The organism is Flavobacterium sp. HTF, assembly GCF_003105115.1.
Taxonomy (GTDB): Bacteria; Bacteroidota; Bacteroidia; order Flavobacteriales; family Flavobacteriaceae; genus Flavobacterium.
Genome location: NZ_QETH01000092.1, coordinates 1 through 15,858, shown reverse-complemented (window position 1 = coordinate 15,858; position 15,858 = coordinate 1). Strand labels below are relative to the sequence as shown.

Below are 15,858 nucleotides of genomic sequence, written 5' to 3'. Positions count from 1 at the left end.
TACTTACAGTTTCGCCATTGGCGTCATACTTGTAATGCTGCTTTCCTGTGTATATTTGGTAGAGATTTTTAATTCGGACAAAATTTTAAATTTTAAAAAATCAGTCTTTTTTTGGTACATTTTGGGTATTCTGGTATTCCACGTTCCTGTTTTGCCTTTCATGCTTGCCATAAACTGGTTTTTGATAAAACAAGATGAATCAATATTTAGCCTGGTATTGTTTATTTTAAATTTTCTGGCACATGGTTGTTTTATAATTGGATTTGTATGGAGCGAAAAGAAATACAATTATTAGTTATTTCGTTAGGTATTGTATTTTTTACATTACTGGTAACACTTCTTGTAATCTTTTTTTATTTTCTGAAAAAGAAAAACAACTATTTGGTCGAAAAAATGGAATCTGAAATGTATTTTCAGTCTGAGCTCATTAAAACCCGGATTGAAATAAAAGATCAGACCCTTTCTGAAATCAGTAAAGAACTTCACGACAATATTGGCCAGATTATTTCGGTTGCCATAATGCAGCTGAATATTGGTATTCATAATAAAAATATTTCTATAAGCGAGCTTAAGGACCTTAAAGATGTTTTAGCCAAATCATTAGACGAACTGCGCATTTTGTCCCGCATCATTAATAAGGATAATTTATTGCAGCACAATTTTTTAGAAGCAATTCAGCAGGATTTGGAAAGAATAAAAAAACTAAAAAAAATTAAATACAATTTTAATCGGATTGGTACTTTTCCAATTATAAATGAAGAACATGAATTAATTATTTACAGGATTTTTCAGGAAGCACTTCATAACAGCCTGAAACATTCCAGAAGTGATTTATTTAATGTCGATATTGAAACCACAGCTGCAGTTTTTCGGTTGAAACTGAAAGATTTCGGAATTGGATATGATCTTACTAATTCAAATTCAGGATTAGGATTAAGCAACATGAAACTGAGAGCAAAATTGATTGGCGCCAAGCTCATCATGACATCTGACCAGACAGGAACAAGTGTAAATTTAGAATATCCTTTAATACAATGTGATGAAAACTAACACAAAAAACAAAATTATAATTGTAGATGACCATCTGCTTTTTTCACAATCACTGGAACTGTTGATTAAAAGTTTTGGGGATTACGAAGTTACAGAGCGTTTTGAAAACGGGAAAGTATTTATTGATTATCTGGAAAGTAATGTAGCTGCAGAAATCAGTCTTGTATTACTTGATGTCAATATGCCGGTTCTGGACGGCCTGAGCACCATGAAATGGCTGAAAGAGAACAGGCCTGAACTTAATGTAATTGCTTTGTCTGTAAATGATGATGAAGAAATTATAATAAAAATGATCACCAATGGCGCCAAAGGTTATTTACTGAAAGATACATCGCCAGAGATATTTAAGGATGCGATTGAATGCGTTATCGAGAAAGGGTTTTATTTTACCGAATTAGTATCGGGAATGCTGCTTAATAAAGTAAACAGCGACCCGAATAAAATATGCTTAAAAGAAAAAGAAATCCTTTTTATCAAACACGCCTGTACCGAAATGACTTATAAGGAAATTGCGTCTGAAATGTGCCTGAGTCCAAAAACCATAGACGGTTACAGGGAATCATTATTTGACAAACTTGAACTCAAAACCCGAATTGGACTTGTGCTTTATGCCATTAAACACAAAATTGTTCTGGTTTAATTGAATTCAACGAGTTTGTCGTTTGCCAGATCGTACTCATACAATTTTCTGTTTTCATTATCCAGATACAGCCACTGGATAATGCTGGTACGATGCTCAAATTCTGTAGCAAGACCTAAAATCACATAAGATCTTCCGTCTTTTTCACCTTCCTCTATGGAGTAAGATAACTCTTCGTTAGAATCGGTCAAATGTGATTTTACCAAATCTTTGTCAGAATTTGCCAAATAATATTCTACCAGCGTATAAAGGTAATCTTTGTATTCTGTTGTGTATTCAGCATCTGTAGCCCAATGATATTTTATTGGTTTTTTGTGTTTTTTTCTAAACAAGCTGACAGATCCGTCTTTTATTTTTTTAGCACCAACAAACCATTCTGTATAATCAAGCCTCTCGCCGTCTCCGGCAATATAAACGCTGTCAATTTTCCATTTTACATCAAAAATATCACCCCTGACAAAATCAGGATTAGAATCATTTGTTGTTAAGGCAATTGTTTTTTTACCTTTTTTAATAACTAAATAAGAATAATCTCCGCCATCGCTAAACTCAACAAATTCTGCTGTATCAGAATATATTTTATCTAAATCCAATTTTTCATTTGGCCTGATGTCACTTTTAAATTCAGTAGGAAGAGGTTCTGCTATCTTTTCAGGACTTACGGGTTTTGAAACAGAAACTGGTGATTTTTTGATATCATCTGTTTTGTTTTTCTCATTACAGGCAGATAGCAAAAGAAATAAAGCTGGTATATAAAATAATTTCATCGAAGGCTAATAAGTTATAGCAGCAAATATAGGGTTATCCTTTATTTTTTCTCTTCCGTTAAGGGAAGAAAGTTCCATCAGAAAATTAAACTGTACAATCTCACCGCCAAGTGCTGTAACCAAATCACCAAGTGCTTTTGCGGTACCTCCTGTAGCCAGAACATCATCATGAATCAAAACTTTATCTCCTTTTTTGATTGCATCGGTATGGATTTCTAATGAATCTGTACCATATTCTAAATCATATGAAGCTGAAATAGTGGTAAAAGGCAACTTTTTTGGTTTTCTGACAGGAATAAAACCAGCATTTAGTTCGTGAGCCAAAAGCATTCCGAAGAAAAAGCCGCGACTTTCGGCCCCTACCACCTTATCTATTTTCTGTCCTTTTAGTGAATCTATTAAAATTTTAAGGCATTCTTGCCTGGCAATTGGCTCATTTAATAAGGGAGTGATATCTTTAAACAAAATTCCTTCTTTGGGAAAACCCTGAATATCACGTATATAATTTTCAATCTTCATTTTTTTTTATTTTTATGTTATTTTTTGCTTGTTTATCTCGCATTTATCCCTATATTTGCACCCGCAAACAGCGTTCAACAAAGCTACGAAAATTAGCCGAATGCAGCAAAAATGGCCTCGTGGCGCAACTGAATAGCGCATCTGATTACGGCTCAGAAGGTTACTGGTTTGAATCCAGTCGAGGTCACAAAAAATCCCATTTCTAACGAAATGGGATTTTTTTTATTCTTTTTTCACCTTGATTTCATCAGTATTATTTCCTACTAATAAACGTCAGAAAGTTTAAACGGTAAAGTTCTGATTCGCTTTCCGGTCAAATCAAAAATAGCATTGGTTAAAGCCGGAGCAAAAGGAGGAAGTCCTGGTTCTCCCACTCCACCTGCATCTGCATCGTTATCTATTATGTATACTTCTATAAGCGGAATTTCATTAATTCGTGGCATTGGATAATCATAAAAATTATGCTGTTCCACTACATTATCTTTGAATGTAATCTGATGTGTAGTTGCTGCACCTAATCCCATGACAATGGAACCTTCAACCTGAGCATGGATAATATCCGGATTAACATACCAACCGCAATCCATAACAGCCCAGACTTTATCTATTTTTACACCTCCTTGAATGTTTTTTGAAACTTTGACAACATGTCCTACTGTCGAATTAAAGCATTCCGTTATAGCAACGCCATAACCTTCATTTTTTGCACGGTTTTTCCAGCCTGAAACTTCTTCCATCTTATCGATTACTTTTTGGCAACGCTCTTCCTGTAAATGTTCGCGACGGAAATCCAAAGGATCTTTTCGTGCTTCATGTGCCATTTCATCGATAAAACTTTCGTAAGCAAATCCGTTTGTAGAAGCATATACGGATCGCCAAAAACTCGTTGGAATCGTAGTTTCAAAAAGTACATCAGCAATACTGAGATTTTTAATGCTCTCATAATAAGGTTTTAAAAACCCTTCACTTGTACTTCGGTTAGGTTTATCTTTTGGTCCTCCGCGCCAGTGATCGTTATTCTGCCCCGCCATTCTGAATTTCAAGGCTTCAATTTTTCCATTGTTAATCATTCCTTCACATCTATAGGATATTCCCGGACGAAACGGTCCTAAAGTGGCATCGTCCTCACGTGTCCAAACCACCTGAACCGGCCCTCCTAAGATTTTCGAAACACTAACCGCTTCACTTGGATAATCGATCATGGCCTTTCTTCCAAAACCGCCTCCAAGAAAAGTCATATTTACAATTACTTTCTCTTTGTCAATTTTAAACTGTTTGCTTATATCATCCTGAATCCATCCCGGCGCTTGTATAGGTCCCCAAATTTCAATCGAATCGCCTTTGTGATGGGCAATACAATTAATAGGCTCCATCGCAACATGGGATTGATAGGGAGTTTGATAAACAACATCTAGTTTTTTACTCGATTGAGCCAGTATTTCAGTAGGATTACCTTGTGTTTTAAGAATCATACCTTCCTGACTGTGCAGTAAGTTATTCTGGGTTTTAAAGATTTCCGGACTGCTCCAGTGTTTAAAACTACTGCTGTCCCATTCTACTTTTAATGCTTTTCTGCCTTCAAGGGCTGCCCAGGTCGAATCTGCCACAACAGCAACACCTTCACGTTTATAATCATAATAACCCATTTCAACTTTGAAGACCTTTTTAACTCCAGGAACTTTTAAGGCGCCTGTTGCATCAAAACTTTTTACTTTTCCGAAATAACGAGGGTCACGTTCTACTGAAGCAAACAGCATTCCCGGAATTCTTTTGTCTAGTCCAAAAATTAAAGAACCATTAGTTTTAAGCGGTGTATCAATTCTTTTTAATGGTTTTCTGATTAGTTTATATTCTGATATTTTTTTTAGTTTCGGTTCTTTTGGAACTGGCAGTTTTGAGGCTGCTAAGGCAAGTTCTCCATAATGTGCTTTTTTTCCGGATGGTTTATGAATCACATTTCCGGATGCTGCATAACAATCCGCAATTGAAACATTCCATTTTGTGGCAGCGGCAGCGATTAACATTTCGCGTGAAGCAGCACTTAATTTTAGGAGATTTTTATAGGATGAGCGAATTGTAGAACTTCCTCCTGTAACCTGTCCGCCATATTTTTTTTCGTTTCCAATTGCAAAAATGACATTAATATCATTCATATCAACTTCCAATTCTTCAGCTACAATCTGGGGTACCGAATGATAAGACCCTTGTCCCATTTCTGCCCTGTGATTCACAATGGTTACTTTTCCTGAAGGGTTAATGATAATCCAGGGGCATAACTCAATTTCTGCATCAGTTAACTCAGCAGGCGTAACGAGTGTTGGAACTCCATCTGCGGGAAAATAAAAACCAAGGCAAAGTGCCGCGCCTCCCAAACCGGTTAGCTTAAGAAAATTTCGTCTGGTTGTATCTACGTTATTATTTTTAGTCATCAGGTCGTCATTAAAGTTAAAACAATTTATTTAGCAGGAGCATAAGCACCGGTTTGAAGCCAGGTAATCCAGGCTTTTTTAAATTGTGCATGCGTTAAAGGCGGAACTGTCCTTCCTTTGCCGGGATTCCAGCCGGCTTTTACCAAACCATCATCAGCATGGGCAATAAGCTTTTGCAAATCCTTATGTCCATTAAGTTCCGGGTTAACCAATTGTTTCGCTAATTCATGAGGAGTTTTGCCTTCAAAGACCATTTTCATATCAGCCGGAGGTAAATGCCATTCCGGATTTCCGGGAGGTGTATGCAGGCCGGGAGTATTTGACTGCTGATGACAATTGGAACACTTCATTGCATATAATCCTTTTCCATCTTTTCCTCGTTTTGGCTGCATGCTGTGAACAACGCTATTGTCTCCCTGAAGCGGAATATCACCTTTTGGGTGACAATTAAGACAGCGCGGACTCATCAGTACTTTATATACTTGTTTGAAGGCCGCAACAGATGCTGCACTGTCTTTTTTTACTGGTGTAATTACTACATATTCCTTTTCTATTGATTCTCTTAACGAAGCAGTAAACGCTAACCCAATTGTTGAGACTAAAACTACAGCTATCAGTATAAATTTAGTTTTTGTTGACATAAGCTTTGTTTTCTGTTTGTGATTATGTTCTACTTTTTCCTTGCATTTGTGAAGCAAGATGTATAGCTTTTCGAATTCTTGGATATGTACCACATCTGCAAATATTACCTGCCATAGCATCATCTATATCCTGATCTGTGGGGTTTGGGTTTTCCCGAAGCAATACAGCAGCTGACATGATTTGTCCTGAATGACAATATCCACATTGAGGTACATCAATTTCCTGCCATGCTTTTTGAGCAGGATGGTCATTATTTTCAGATAGCCCTTCGATAGTAACTACGTTTTTACCTTCAGCACGGCTCATTTTTGTCACGCAGGAGCGAACAGCTTCTCCATCAAGATGTACAACACAGGCTCCACATTGTGCAACTCCACAGCCAAACTTGGTTCCGGTAAGCCCAAGTGTATCTCTAATTGCCCAAAGCAAGGGCATTTCAGGGCTTACATCTAATTTTTCAGTTTTACCATTGACGGTTAATTGTATCATAATAAGTCTGATTTTAATATTGACAATTATTTAGTTTTATGAAGTGTATTGTTTTCTAATTTACAAAAAAAAGACAAACGATTGATTTTTAATTATTTAAAATCCATAAAGAACCCGTTATTTATTACTTCGGTTCACTATTGTATTCCTGATCAGTTACAGACTCAAACCAAATCGTTTCCCCTTTTTCTCTTCCCGTTATAGCAACCTGAATAAATCTGGAATTGCTGCTGGCACTGTGCCAATACGCAACATTAGCAGCGCAGTTTACAATATCCCCTTTCTTTATAATGATTTTTTGATTCCCTTTTTCCTGATAATAGCCTACTCCTTCAAGTGCTAAAATAATTTGTCCCGCTGGATGACAATGCAATTCATATTATTTTTCTTTTCTCAAATTCTAAAATTTATTGTCCAGGTGTCATTAGCTTTGTAAAAGACAATGATCCTAATCGCCAGTCATTACCCTGTTTTATATACACTTCCGTCACAATAAATGGATTGGTAACTTCATTTCCTCCAACTACTGCTAATAATGTAATTTTACTCAAAAGTATTGCCGTATCACCTATAACATTTACTGAAACCTCGTGGATGTCTGCTTTCTTGTAATGAATTCCTCCACTTTTAATCACATTAATTTCCTGAGTTTTACCCCAACTTCCTCCCATATGAACAAAAACAGATTTATCATCAAACAATGGTGTAAGTTTATCGACTTTCTTATCTGCCATCCATTGCCATTTTTGCTGTGAAAGTTGAATTACTTCCTTTTCAGCAATAGTATTTTGTGCGAAAGAGTTGTTTGCAATTAGAATAATTACAAGTAATCCAAAAAGTGATTTTTTCATAATGTTGTAAATTTTTGATTATTATATTTTTGAGATTTGTTATCTATTTAATTTTCGTTCACTCAACCACTTTACCATATTAGGATCCCTGTGGTCAAAAAACAAGCTTACATTAGTATCTAAAGTCTGGATAGCTGTCATATCGTCGTTTGATAATTCGAAATCAAAAATGTTGATATTTTCTGTCATTCTTTCTTTACGAACCGATTTCGGAATAGCAACAACTCCTCTTTGAGCGAGCCATCTCAAAATAACCTGCGCAGTGGATTTATTATATTTTTGAGCAATTGCTGTCAGAATCTCATTTTGGAAAATATCATTTTTTCCTTCAGCAAAGGGTCCCCAGGATTCAATTTGAATATTATTTTCCTGAAGGAATTTTTGAGTTTCATTTTGCTGATGAAACGGATGTGTTTCTATCTGATTCACTGCAGGAACAAACCCTGTATTGGTAATTAAATCCATCACTCTGTCGGGATGAAAGTTCGAAACCCCGATTGCTTTTACTTTTCCTTCCTGATATAATTCCTGCATGGCACGCCAAGAGCCGTAGATATCACCATAAGGCTGATGAATTAGATATAAATCCAGATAATCTAATTGAAGTAATTCTAATGATTTCTCAAAAGCTGTTTTTGTATTTTCATAACCTGCATCACTTACCCAAAGCTTTGTAGTTACAAAAAGTTCTTCTCTTGCAATCCCGCTTCTTTTAATACCTTTTCCAACAGCTTTTTCATTCATATAAGAAGCGGCTGTATCAATTAATCTGTAACCCGTTTCAATCGCATCTACTACTGCCTGTTCACATTCTGCCATGTCCTGCATCTGAAAAACACCAAACCCTAAAATGGGCATTTCAACACCATTGTTTAATTTTATATTGTACATTATAATATGATTTATAATTTTATTATTACAAATTTCCGAACTTAAAACGACGGCATTGGTATACGGATTACGGAATCTCCTACCAAGATTACTGATTGACAACGAACTACTGTTTTAGCTATCCTTAAATAGTTAAATTTGTGTAATAAATAATGAAAGTACATGGGACAAGTATTTAACTTCGAAACAATTAGTGAATACAATGATTTTAATAATCATGAAACATTACATCCTTTAGTTAGTATAATTGATTTTAATAAAGCAGAACCAAGAACCGGTTCTAAAATGAACTTTGAACTGTACTGTATATTCTTAAAGCAGGTAAAATGCGGAGATTTGAAATATGGCCGTAATTATTACGATTATCAGGAGGGAACATTAGTTTTTATAAAGCCTGGACAAACTATAGATGTAGAAAACAAGGTAGATTATTACCAGCCTGCAGGACACGGACTAGTTTTTCATCCCGATTTGATCCGTGGTACATCACTTGCTAAAAGTATTAATGAGTATAGCTTTTTCGGTTATGATACCAGTGAAGCGCTTCATTTATCTGAAAAAGAAAAACAGCTTGTTTTTGACTGCTTTGCTAAAATTGAAGTGGAATTAAAACAATCTATTGACAAACACAGCAAAAAGCTTATTGCATCAAATATTGAGTTATTTTTGAATTATTGTGAAAGATTTTATGACAGACAGTTTATCACCAGAGATACTACCAACAAAGGAATTGTTGACAAATTTGAAGAGCTCTTAAACAGTTATTTTTCTTCCGACAAACCGAATATTATAGGATTGCCTTCTGTTGCTTACTATGCGGGTGAACTTAATTTATCTCCTAATTACTTTGGAGACCTTATAAAAAAAGAAACCGGAAGATCTGCTCAGGAATACATTCAGAATAAAATTATTGAAACTGCAAAAGACAAAATATTCGACTCTACAAAGACAATTAATCAGGTGGCTTATGAATTAGGTTTTAAATATCCACAGCATTTTACTCGCTTTTTTAAACAGCATGTTGGCAGTACTCCTAATGAATATAGGATTTTGAATTGAGAAAATACTTGAAAATAAGCCAATTTCTTTAAATCATTCATAAAATGGTTTGTAAATTGTTCAGTAAGGGTCACCACAGCCAAAAGGCACCAATTGAAAACAATTGGTGCCTTTTCTATATTATTATTAGTCAATAAATTAACTTCTTTCTATTATCGAATACTGAAAATTATACCAGGAAGGATATCAGTACAAATATTAGAAAGGATTTATCAAAGAGGTTCAAAACACTTCTGCTGAACCCAAAAACAATCAAAACGTCAGATCAGAAAATGCTTGAATAGGAATCCATTACAAATGATGATTACGATGTGGTTAACAACGAAGACAAGGAAAAGGAAGTAAAAAGAACAAAACAATTAAAGTAATCACACCGTTTTCTGTAATTTGTCTTTTTCTAAAACTCTTTAGCAACTTAAAATCCTTACATTTACCCGCTGGCTAACCAAATTTCGCTGTATAATTAATCAATTAGCAGCGTAAGGTCAATTAATTTTAAGCAGTCAAGATGAAAAAACATACTGTAACAGTAGCATCGTTACCTTTAGATAATCATACACTATCGAATATTCAAATCAAGAAAGCCAATTTGTTACCAGATCTACAATCGCGGCTGGATTCTATGGAAATGAAAGAAAAACCGATAATGGATGCTGCAATTCCTTACAGAGATCTGACTGATACAGCGAGTAAAAAAGAAAGCATTGCCCGAATAATTGATAAACTGGACGTTGAAACCAGTCTTAGATATCAAAGAACTGTAGAAGACACCTATTGCAATGTATACGCTTATGATTATTGCTATTTTGCTAAAGTATATGTTCCAACCGTTTGGTGGACTCCCGAATCCCTTGAAAAAATTATACACGGACAAGATGTAGAAGCTGTTTTTGAACAAACCGTAGACCGCATCTATTCGAGTGCCATACACGACTGGTTTTTAGAATGGGGACCCAATTTTGGATGGGAAAAAATGTTTACAGCGCAAGAAATCCAGCAGAAGGTAAATGCCTATGGCGGAATTGGAATAATCTGCGCCAAGAGAAGAGAAAAAGGTCTCTCTGGACACATTGTTCCCGTGGTTCCTGAAACCGAGCTGCATAAAGCGTACCGAGAAAATGGCGTTGTCGTATATCCACTGCAGTCACAGGCAGGAAAACTGAATTACAATTACTTTTCGGAGGTGAGAAAAGACTGGTGGAATGATGATTTGTATTCCTCTTATGTCTTCTATTATCACGAATAAAAACGAAATTCGCCAGATCGTTAAACATTCAAAAAAATATTGATTATCAACGAGATAACTACTTGGAAATACGATAATAAAAAACTACTTTTGCAACTTAGAAAAAACAAGAACAGCAAAAGTTGTAATTTAGCCTTTTCATTGCTTAAATTATTGATACAAAAGCAATTAATAGCATTGGTAATTTTAAAATCCTATTACAAAATTTTACTCCTTATTTGATCTTTCCTTAGATAACAATTGCGAAATATCTAAAATACAAATTCCTATATTTTTAAAAGTAGACAAAAACTTTTATAATGGAGGCAATAATATGCTTAATCCGTTATAGGTTTCCTGTCACTAATGCAAACACGCCGGATTTGTATCTTCAGATGAAATAATGCTTTAAAAATTATAATTAACCTAAAAAAGAAAGTACGTATAAATGAAAGACAATCAGACAAAAAAATATTATTGGGGAATAGGATTGGAAAACGAAACCTACATGCAATTTGAAGAGTCCCTAATAGTTTCTGGTGAATTTATACAAGAAAAAATTGGTTTTGAGAAATATAGTATTGATTACAGAAAATGCTATAAACCCGAAAGCCTGGCTCCTATGCTAAAAAAAGCTTTTAACCTGACTGAAAGCTATAAAGTAAGCCGAATGATGAACAGTCATTCGCTGGAAAAACTCGATATCAATTATCAGCACAAGACATTATCCCCAGTAAAAACAGTAATCGATACGGAAGTCGGTGAGAGGATCGCAGAACCGATTGAAAATCCGGAATATCTTGGCAAATCGATCATGGAACTTTTCCTTGAAGATCAGCCATACAACATTCAGAGTATGATTACCCAAAGAAACAAAACGATGGGATCTGTGCATTTTGATGGTGATTCTATTGAATTTGTAACCAAATATTTTGAAAACAGAACAATTACTGATTCCTGCAAAGAATTGAAAGCGACCAAAAAACTGTTTTTGGATAAAATCAACGAATCGTCTGTATTAAACGGAAAATTAAATTTTCCGGATTACAACAATGGCCTTAATATGTTTATGACCAATCAGGAAAATCTGGTTTTGTTCAATAATGGAACCTACCATTTTCATATCACTTTACCATCATTAACAGAAGACAGCAGAATTGTGGATTACAATGAGTTTGAAAAAACACATGCTAACGCCATTTACCTGTTACAGTGGTTTGAGCCTTTTTTCATATCCACCCTCGGAAGCCCTGATATTATGGGCGTGATCAGTGATAAATACAGTTTAGACAAAAAATTCACTTTAGGTTCAATGCGAAATGCCATGTCCCGTTACATAGGTGTTGGAACTTATAACAAAGCAATGCCAAAAGGTAAAATTCTAACTTATAAGGTAGACAATTTTAGAAAATTACTGAAATTTACAAAAGAAGAAAACATCTGGTGGCGCGATCAGATTGAAGCTCACATGGAATATGAAATGCTTTCGGAAGTGGGGCTTGATTTTAATCAGGAAAAAATGTACCAGAGCGGTTTCGAATTCAGAAGCTTTGACGAATTCCCGGCGGAGTATTTAAATGATGTTCTTTTTTCTATTATTCTAATTTGCGAACATTCCCTAAACCTGCCTGATGTACAATGGGGACATGACAGCAAAGTCTGGAATAACCTGGTCTTTAAAACCTTAAAAACGGGTTATGCCACTGAAATAAATGAAGAAGAAAAAAACGAGCTTTTAAATCTGCTTCAGCTGTTAAATCCTTCAGATTCTAATTACAACACACTAAAATCAGAATTTGATGCCATCATCATGCTGGATGAATTTTTCTTTAAAATTTTGGCTGTTTTACATGACAAATACAAAGACAACAACATTTGCCTGGATGCGATGTACGGGAAAAAAACAAGCATACCTCCAAAATGGGACAATTTTAATAAATACCAGACCGAAAGGCATTTAAAGCAAATTGTTTCGTTCTGCGATAATTAAAAAAAGTAGTTCTAAATACAAAACAGGTGCAAATTCTAGTAGAAGTGAGACAATTTTACATCAATCCCCAACTGGATATCTAAACCAAAATGACAAAGCAAGGAAAGACAGAAACTACATATGGTATGCCAATTTCTTCAAATGATCCATAAAAGATGTTGAAATTTGTCCTGTTCCTGTCACTACACAGCCAAAAGGCGCCAATTGAAGACAATTGGCGCCTTTTTTCAATTACGCTATCAGGCAAGGTAACTTTGGATTTTTTACATTTATTTTCTCTCTGCAAAAAGAGATTTTAAAAACTTAAATAAAACGATTAATTAAACTTAGCTCTAAACTTTAAGGGTGTTTCGTTTGTTTTGTTTTTGAACAATTTACTAAAGCTCTGAAGGTGTTCGAATCCCAGCTCATACGCAATTTCACTAATTGACAAACTAGTAGTAGAAAGTTTTTCTTTCGCTTTTTCTATGAGTTTATTGTGAATATGCTGCTGCGTATTCTGACCAGTATGAAGCTTCAGTAAATTGCTTAAATAATCTGAAGAAACATTCATATTATCAGCAACAGTCTGGACAGAAAGAAGATTTCTTTCGTCACGGTTTTTATCATCAAAATAATTATTCAAAAATTCTTCAACTTTTGATAGTATTTGATGACTGCTGATTTTTCTTGTAAGAAATTGGCGATTGTAATATCTGTCGCAATATTTGAGCAGCAATTCTGTCTGCGCAATTATTAAATCCTGCGTAAATCTATCAATGTTGATGTGGTATTCTTCTCTTATATTTTGAAAAATATTTACAATGATATTTTCCTCTTTTTCAGAAAGAAATAGTGCTTCATTAATTGAATAATCAAAAAACGTGTAGTTCTTAATATTTTTTGCCAGTGGTGAATTCCATAAAAAATCCGGGTGAATTTGCAATAAATACCCCGCGCCTTTATGTAATGAATCAGGATCCTGCTCCAGTCGCAAAACCTGTCCTGGTGCTATAAATGACATTATGCCTTCGTCAAAATCGTAAACCTGCTGGCCATAATAGAGTTTGGCTCCAATATCGCGTTTTAAAGCAATAGAATAAAAATCCATCACAATGTTTGTCGTTTTTTCATCATCAGAGAATTTTACCTGTGCATAATCGACCAGACTTATTAAAGGATGTTCCGGCTTAGGAAGCCCTCTAAAGCGATGATACTCTGTGATGCTTTTTATTCTAATTACTTCCATAGATACAAATTTAGATTTTTTTGACACTCTCAATTCAGATGAATTCTTTTAAAAGTATATTCAAAAAATTATTATACGAATGCCATTAGATTTTTTATTCTCCTTTGCTCTGCATCAAAAGACCAAACCAGTCTTCTAAATGCCATGTATGGGTAAGTTTGCCATTTTTCAAATAATGAAATTCATGCAGTGCTATTGTCACTTTCTTATTCGTTGGAGGAATTCCCATAATTTCCTTTACATGCGTAAATTGCATTGAGGCTCTTACAGCTGCACGCTCGTGACTGCCAAATATCTCATGAATTACGATTTCTATATCAGGACATAATTCGAACAAAAATTTCATAATTGCCTGCAATCCTTTTGGGCTATCTTCTTGTTGTGGTGCGAGCGGAATATCTTTCCAGTCGGGCGTGCAAATTTCGTCTAACACTTCTGGCTTTTTAAGTTTCCATGCTGTATAAAACCTTTCGATAGTATCTATTTCCTCTTTCGAAAGAGCTTTGACTACTCCTTTATCTTCTTTTTCCATTTTATATTCTTCTAATTGTATTTAACATTCAGCTTATCAACTATGATCAACTATTTTTAAGTCTAATTATAGATTTGAACCTCCTGAAATTTCTATTCGCTGAGCATTAATCCACCCGCCGGCATCACTGCATAAAAAGGCTACCACTCCCCCAATATCCTCTGGTAGTCCAACTCTTCCAAGAGCAGTTTGCGAAGCCAGGTATTGGTTCATTTCTACATTGTCACGTACGGCACCTCCCATAATATCGGTTTCGATAGCCCCCGGAGCAATAACATTTACTCTTATGTTTCTTGCGCCAAGTTCTTTTGCCTGATATTTTGTCAATGTCTCCATTGCTCCTTTTAGTGCTGCATAAGCTGCAAATCCAGGCGTTGCAAAACGGGTTAGTCCTGAAGAAACATTTACAATTCCTCCGTAAGCTCTTAGTAATGGCAATAATTTTTGTGTAAGAAAAAATGGACCTCTAAGGTGTACATTTTCCATTTCTGTAAATTGAGCTTCATTGATAGCATCAAAATTTGCATAGTGAATAAAGCCTGCATTATTAATCAAAAAATCAATTCCATCTGAGTTGAAGTAATTGGCTAATTGGTCTCCCAGATTTTTTTCAAACAAATCAAAACCAGAAGAATCTGAGACGTCTAGTTTTATAGCGGCCGCTTTTTGTCCGATATCATGAATTTGTTTTACAACATTTTCTGCTGTTTCTTTTTGAGTGTTATAGGTTAAAACTATATCCAATCCGTTTTTGGCAAGACTGATTGCCATATCTTTTCCAAGACCGCGGCTCCCTCCTGTTACTACTGCAATTTTACTTTGCGATGACATAATGATTATTTTAGTATTATTATGTTGCAAATTTGCGCAGATACAGGAGAGATAATTTAGCCAAAACCATAATTTAAGTAGCCAAAAGTGGTAAAAATGGAATGGTCAGCAACTTTATTGGCAAGAACGACATTCAAATAATGATGGTGAGCTTATTCCTTGAAGCATTCCCAACAACCCAGATAAGTTATTTACTCTATATAAATAAAGCAGGACATTTTATTGGATGTGTTAGCTTGTGCTCTGAATTTTGCCTGAAATTCAGTTAAGAATTTTTATTTGTAATCTTTTATTATAAATTTACCCAACTGTCACAAAGGACAAACTGTTAGTTAGAATTCAATAAAAATCAAAAAAACATGAAATTAATTCAATCAATAACTTTTATTTTATTATTTATAACACAATTGGGTTTTGCACAAAGTAAGAAAGAAAAATTAGAACAACTTTTCGAATTTTACAATCAGCAAAATGTATTTAATGGTTCTGTTTTTATTTCTGAAAAAGGAGAGACTCTACTAAACAAAGGTTATGGATTATCAAATGTAGCTTTAAAAAAGGAAAATACCCCTAACAGTATTTTCCAAATATATTCCATTACAAAAACTTTTACAGCAACGGTAATTTTAAAATTAGTAGAAGAAAAAAAACTTTCATTACAGGATAAACTTTCAAAGTTCTATCCAGATTATCCCGATGCAAGTACTATTTCAAT

17 protein-coding genes, 1 tRNA gene and 1 pseudogene are annotated in these 15,858 nt (G+C 34.8%); 8 read left to right on the top strand and 11 right to left on the bottom strand.

Features of this window, described 5'->3' with window-relative positions; translation table 11 throughout:
* The 3 genes and pseudogenes from DCO46_RS23090 to DCO46_RS19115 all read left to right on the top strand — a co-directional run.
* Positions 1-295, top strand: a pseudogene (locus DCO46_RS23090) (hypothetical protein); the annotation flags it as partial.
* Positions 268-1,050, top strand: coding sequence for a sensor histidine kinase (locus tag DCO46_RS19120; protein WP_116754087.1), 783 nt, complete (start codon positions 268-270; stop codon positions 1,048-1,050). The pseudogene DCO46_RS23090 and the gene DCO46_RS19120, both read left to right, overlap by 28 nt.
* Positions 1,040-1,690: a response regulator transcription factor gene (locus DCO46_RS19115; RefSeq protein WP_116754086.1), complete on the top strand. Its 651-nt coding sequence runs from the start codon at positions 1,040-1,042 to the stop codon at positions 1,688-1,690. The genes DCO46_RS19120 and DCO46_RS19115 overlap by 11 nt, the downstream gene beginning before the upstream one ends.
* On the opposite strand, the gene DCO46_RS19110 is transcribed toward DCO46_RS19115, so the two are convergent.
* Complete coding sequence (locus DCO46_RS19110) at positions 1,687-2,457, bottom strand: hypothetical protein (RefSeq protein ID WP_116754085.1); 771 nt, start codon at positions 2,455-2,457, stop codon at positions 1,687-1,689. The genes DCO46_RS19115 and DCO46_RS19110 overlap by 4 nt on opposite strands.
* A 6-nt stretch (positions 2,458-2,463) precedes the next feature.
* Positions 2,464-2,976 (bottom strand): adenine phosphoribosyltransferase, encoded by a 513-nt coding sequence (locus DCO46_RS19105; RefSeq protein WP_116754084.1) that lies wholly within the window; start codon positions 2,974-2,976, stop codon positions 2,464-2,466.
* 113 nt (positions 2,977-3,089) lie between these two features.
* Between DCO46_RS19105 and DCO46_RS19100 the strand changes: the two genes are divergently transcribed.
* A tRNA-Arg gene (locus tag DCO46_RS19100) sits at positions 3,090-3,163 on the top strand.
* Between the two features lie 76 nt (positions 3,164-3,239).
* Here DCO46_RS19100 and DCO46_RS19095 read toward each other — a convergent pair.
* From DCO46_RS19095 to DCO46_RS19070, 6 genes are all read right to left on the bottom strand, one after another.
* The gene (locus DCO46_RS19095) at positions 3,240-5,405 is read right to left on the bottom strand and encodes a xanthine dehydrogenase family protein molybdopterin-binding subunit (RefSeq protein WP_116754083.1); all 2,166 of its coding nucleotides are present in this window, start codon (positions 5,403-5,405) and stop codon (positions 3,240-3,242) included.
* A 26-nt stretch (positions 5,406-5,431) separates the two neighbouring features.
* The gene (locus DCO46_RS19090) at positions 5,432-6,046 is read right to left on the bottom strand and encodes a hypothetical protein (protein WP_116754088.1); all 615 of its coding nucleotides are present in this window, start codon (positions 6,044-6,046) and stop codon (positions 5,432-5,434) included.
* Between the two features lie 22 nt (positions 6,047-6,068).
* Positions 6,069-6,536 carry a (2Fe-2S)-binding protein gene (locus DCO46_RS19085; RefSeq protein ID WP_116754082.1) on the bottom strand — a complete coding sequence of 156 codons (468 nt, stop codon included), beginning with the start codon at positions 6,534-6,536 and terminating at the stop codon, positions 6,069-6,071.
* 124 nt (positions 6,537-6,660) lie between these two features.
* A complete protein-coding gene (locus DCO46_RS19080; RefSeq protein ID WP_116754081.1) occupies positions 6,661-6,909 on the bottom strand; it encodes a hypothetical protein in 249 nt (82 codons plus the stop codon).
* A gap of 34 nt (positions 6,910-6,943) precedes the next feature.
* The gene (locus DCO46_RS19075) at positions 6,944-7,387 is read right to left on the bottom strand and encodes a nuclear transport factor 2 family protein (protein WP_116754080.1); all 444 of its coding nucleotides are present in this window, start codon (positions 7,385-7,387) and stop codon (positions 6,944-6,946) included.
* Positions 7,388-7,426: 39 nt separating this feature from the next.
* Positions 7,427-8,278, bottom strand: coding sequence for an aldo/keto reductase (locus tag DCO46_RS19070; RefSeq protein WP_116754079.1), 852 nt, complete (start codon positions 8,276-8,278; stop codon positions 7,427-7,429).
* A gap of 162 nt (positions 8,279-8,440) precedes the next feature.
* Here DCO46_RS19070 and DCO46_RS19065 point away from each other — a divergent pair, with 162 nt between their 5' ends.
* The 3 genes from DCO46_RS19065 (at position 8,441) to DCO46_RS19055 (ending at position 12,552) form a co-directional block, all read left to right on the top strand.
* Positions 8,441-9,337, top strand: a complete 897-nt coding sequence (locus DCO46_RS19065) for a helix-turn-helix domain-containing protein (RefSeq protein WP_116754078.1) — start codon at positions 8,441-8,443, stop codon at positions 9,335-9,337.
* 508 nt (positions 9,338-9,845) lie between these two features.
* The gene (locus tag DCO46_RS19060) at positions 9,846-10,583 is read left to right on the top strand and encodes a hypothetical protein (RefSeq protein WP_116754077.1); all 738 of its coding nucleotides are present in this window, start codon (positions 9,846-9,848) and stop codon (positions 10,581-10,583) included.
* Between the two features lie 427 nt (positions 10,584-11,010).
* Entirely contained in the window at positions 11,011-12,552 is a 1,542-nt protein-coding gene (locus DCO46_RS19055) for a hypothetical protein (protein WP_116754076.1), read from the top strand.
* Positions 12,553-12,868: 316 nt separating this feature from the next.
* Here DCO46_RS19055 and DCO46_RS19050 read toward each other — a convergent pair whose 3' ends face one another.
* From DCO46_RS19050 to DCO46_RS19040, 3 genes are all read right to left on the bottom strand, one after another.
* Positions 12,869-13,780 carry a helix-turn-helix domain-containing protein gene (locus DCO46_RS19050; protein ID WP_116754075.1) on the bottom strand — a complete coding sequence of 304 codons (912 nt, stop codon included), beginning with the start codon at positions 13,778-13,780 and terminating at the stop codon, positions 12,869-12,871.
* Positions 13,781-13,874: 94 nt separating this feature from the next.
* Positions 13,875-14,312: an ester cyclase gene (locus DCO46_RS19045; RefSeq protein ID WP_116754074.1), complete on the bottom strand. Its 438-nt coding sequence runs from the start codon at positions 14,310-14,312 to the stop codon at positions 13,875-13,877.
* A 66-nt stretch (positions 14,313-14,378) separates the two neighbouring features.
* Positions 14,379-15,143: an SDR family NAD(P)-dependent oxidoreductase gene (locus DCO46_RS19040; protein WP_116754073.1), complete on the bottom strand. Its 765-nt coding sequence runs from the start codon at positions 15,141-15,143 to the stop codon at positions 14,379-14,381.
* A gap of 359 nt (positions 15,144-15,502) precedes the next feature.
* Here DCO46_RS19040 and DCO46_RS19035 point away from each other — a divergent pair.
* A partial coding sequence (locus DCO46_RS19035; RefSeq protein WP_133244615.1) for a serine hydrolase domain-containing protein occupies positions 15,503-15,858 on the top strand: 356 nt, incomplete at its 3' end.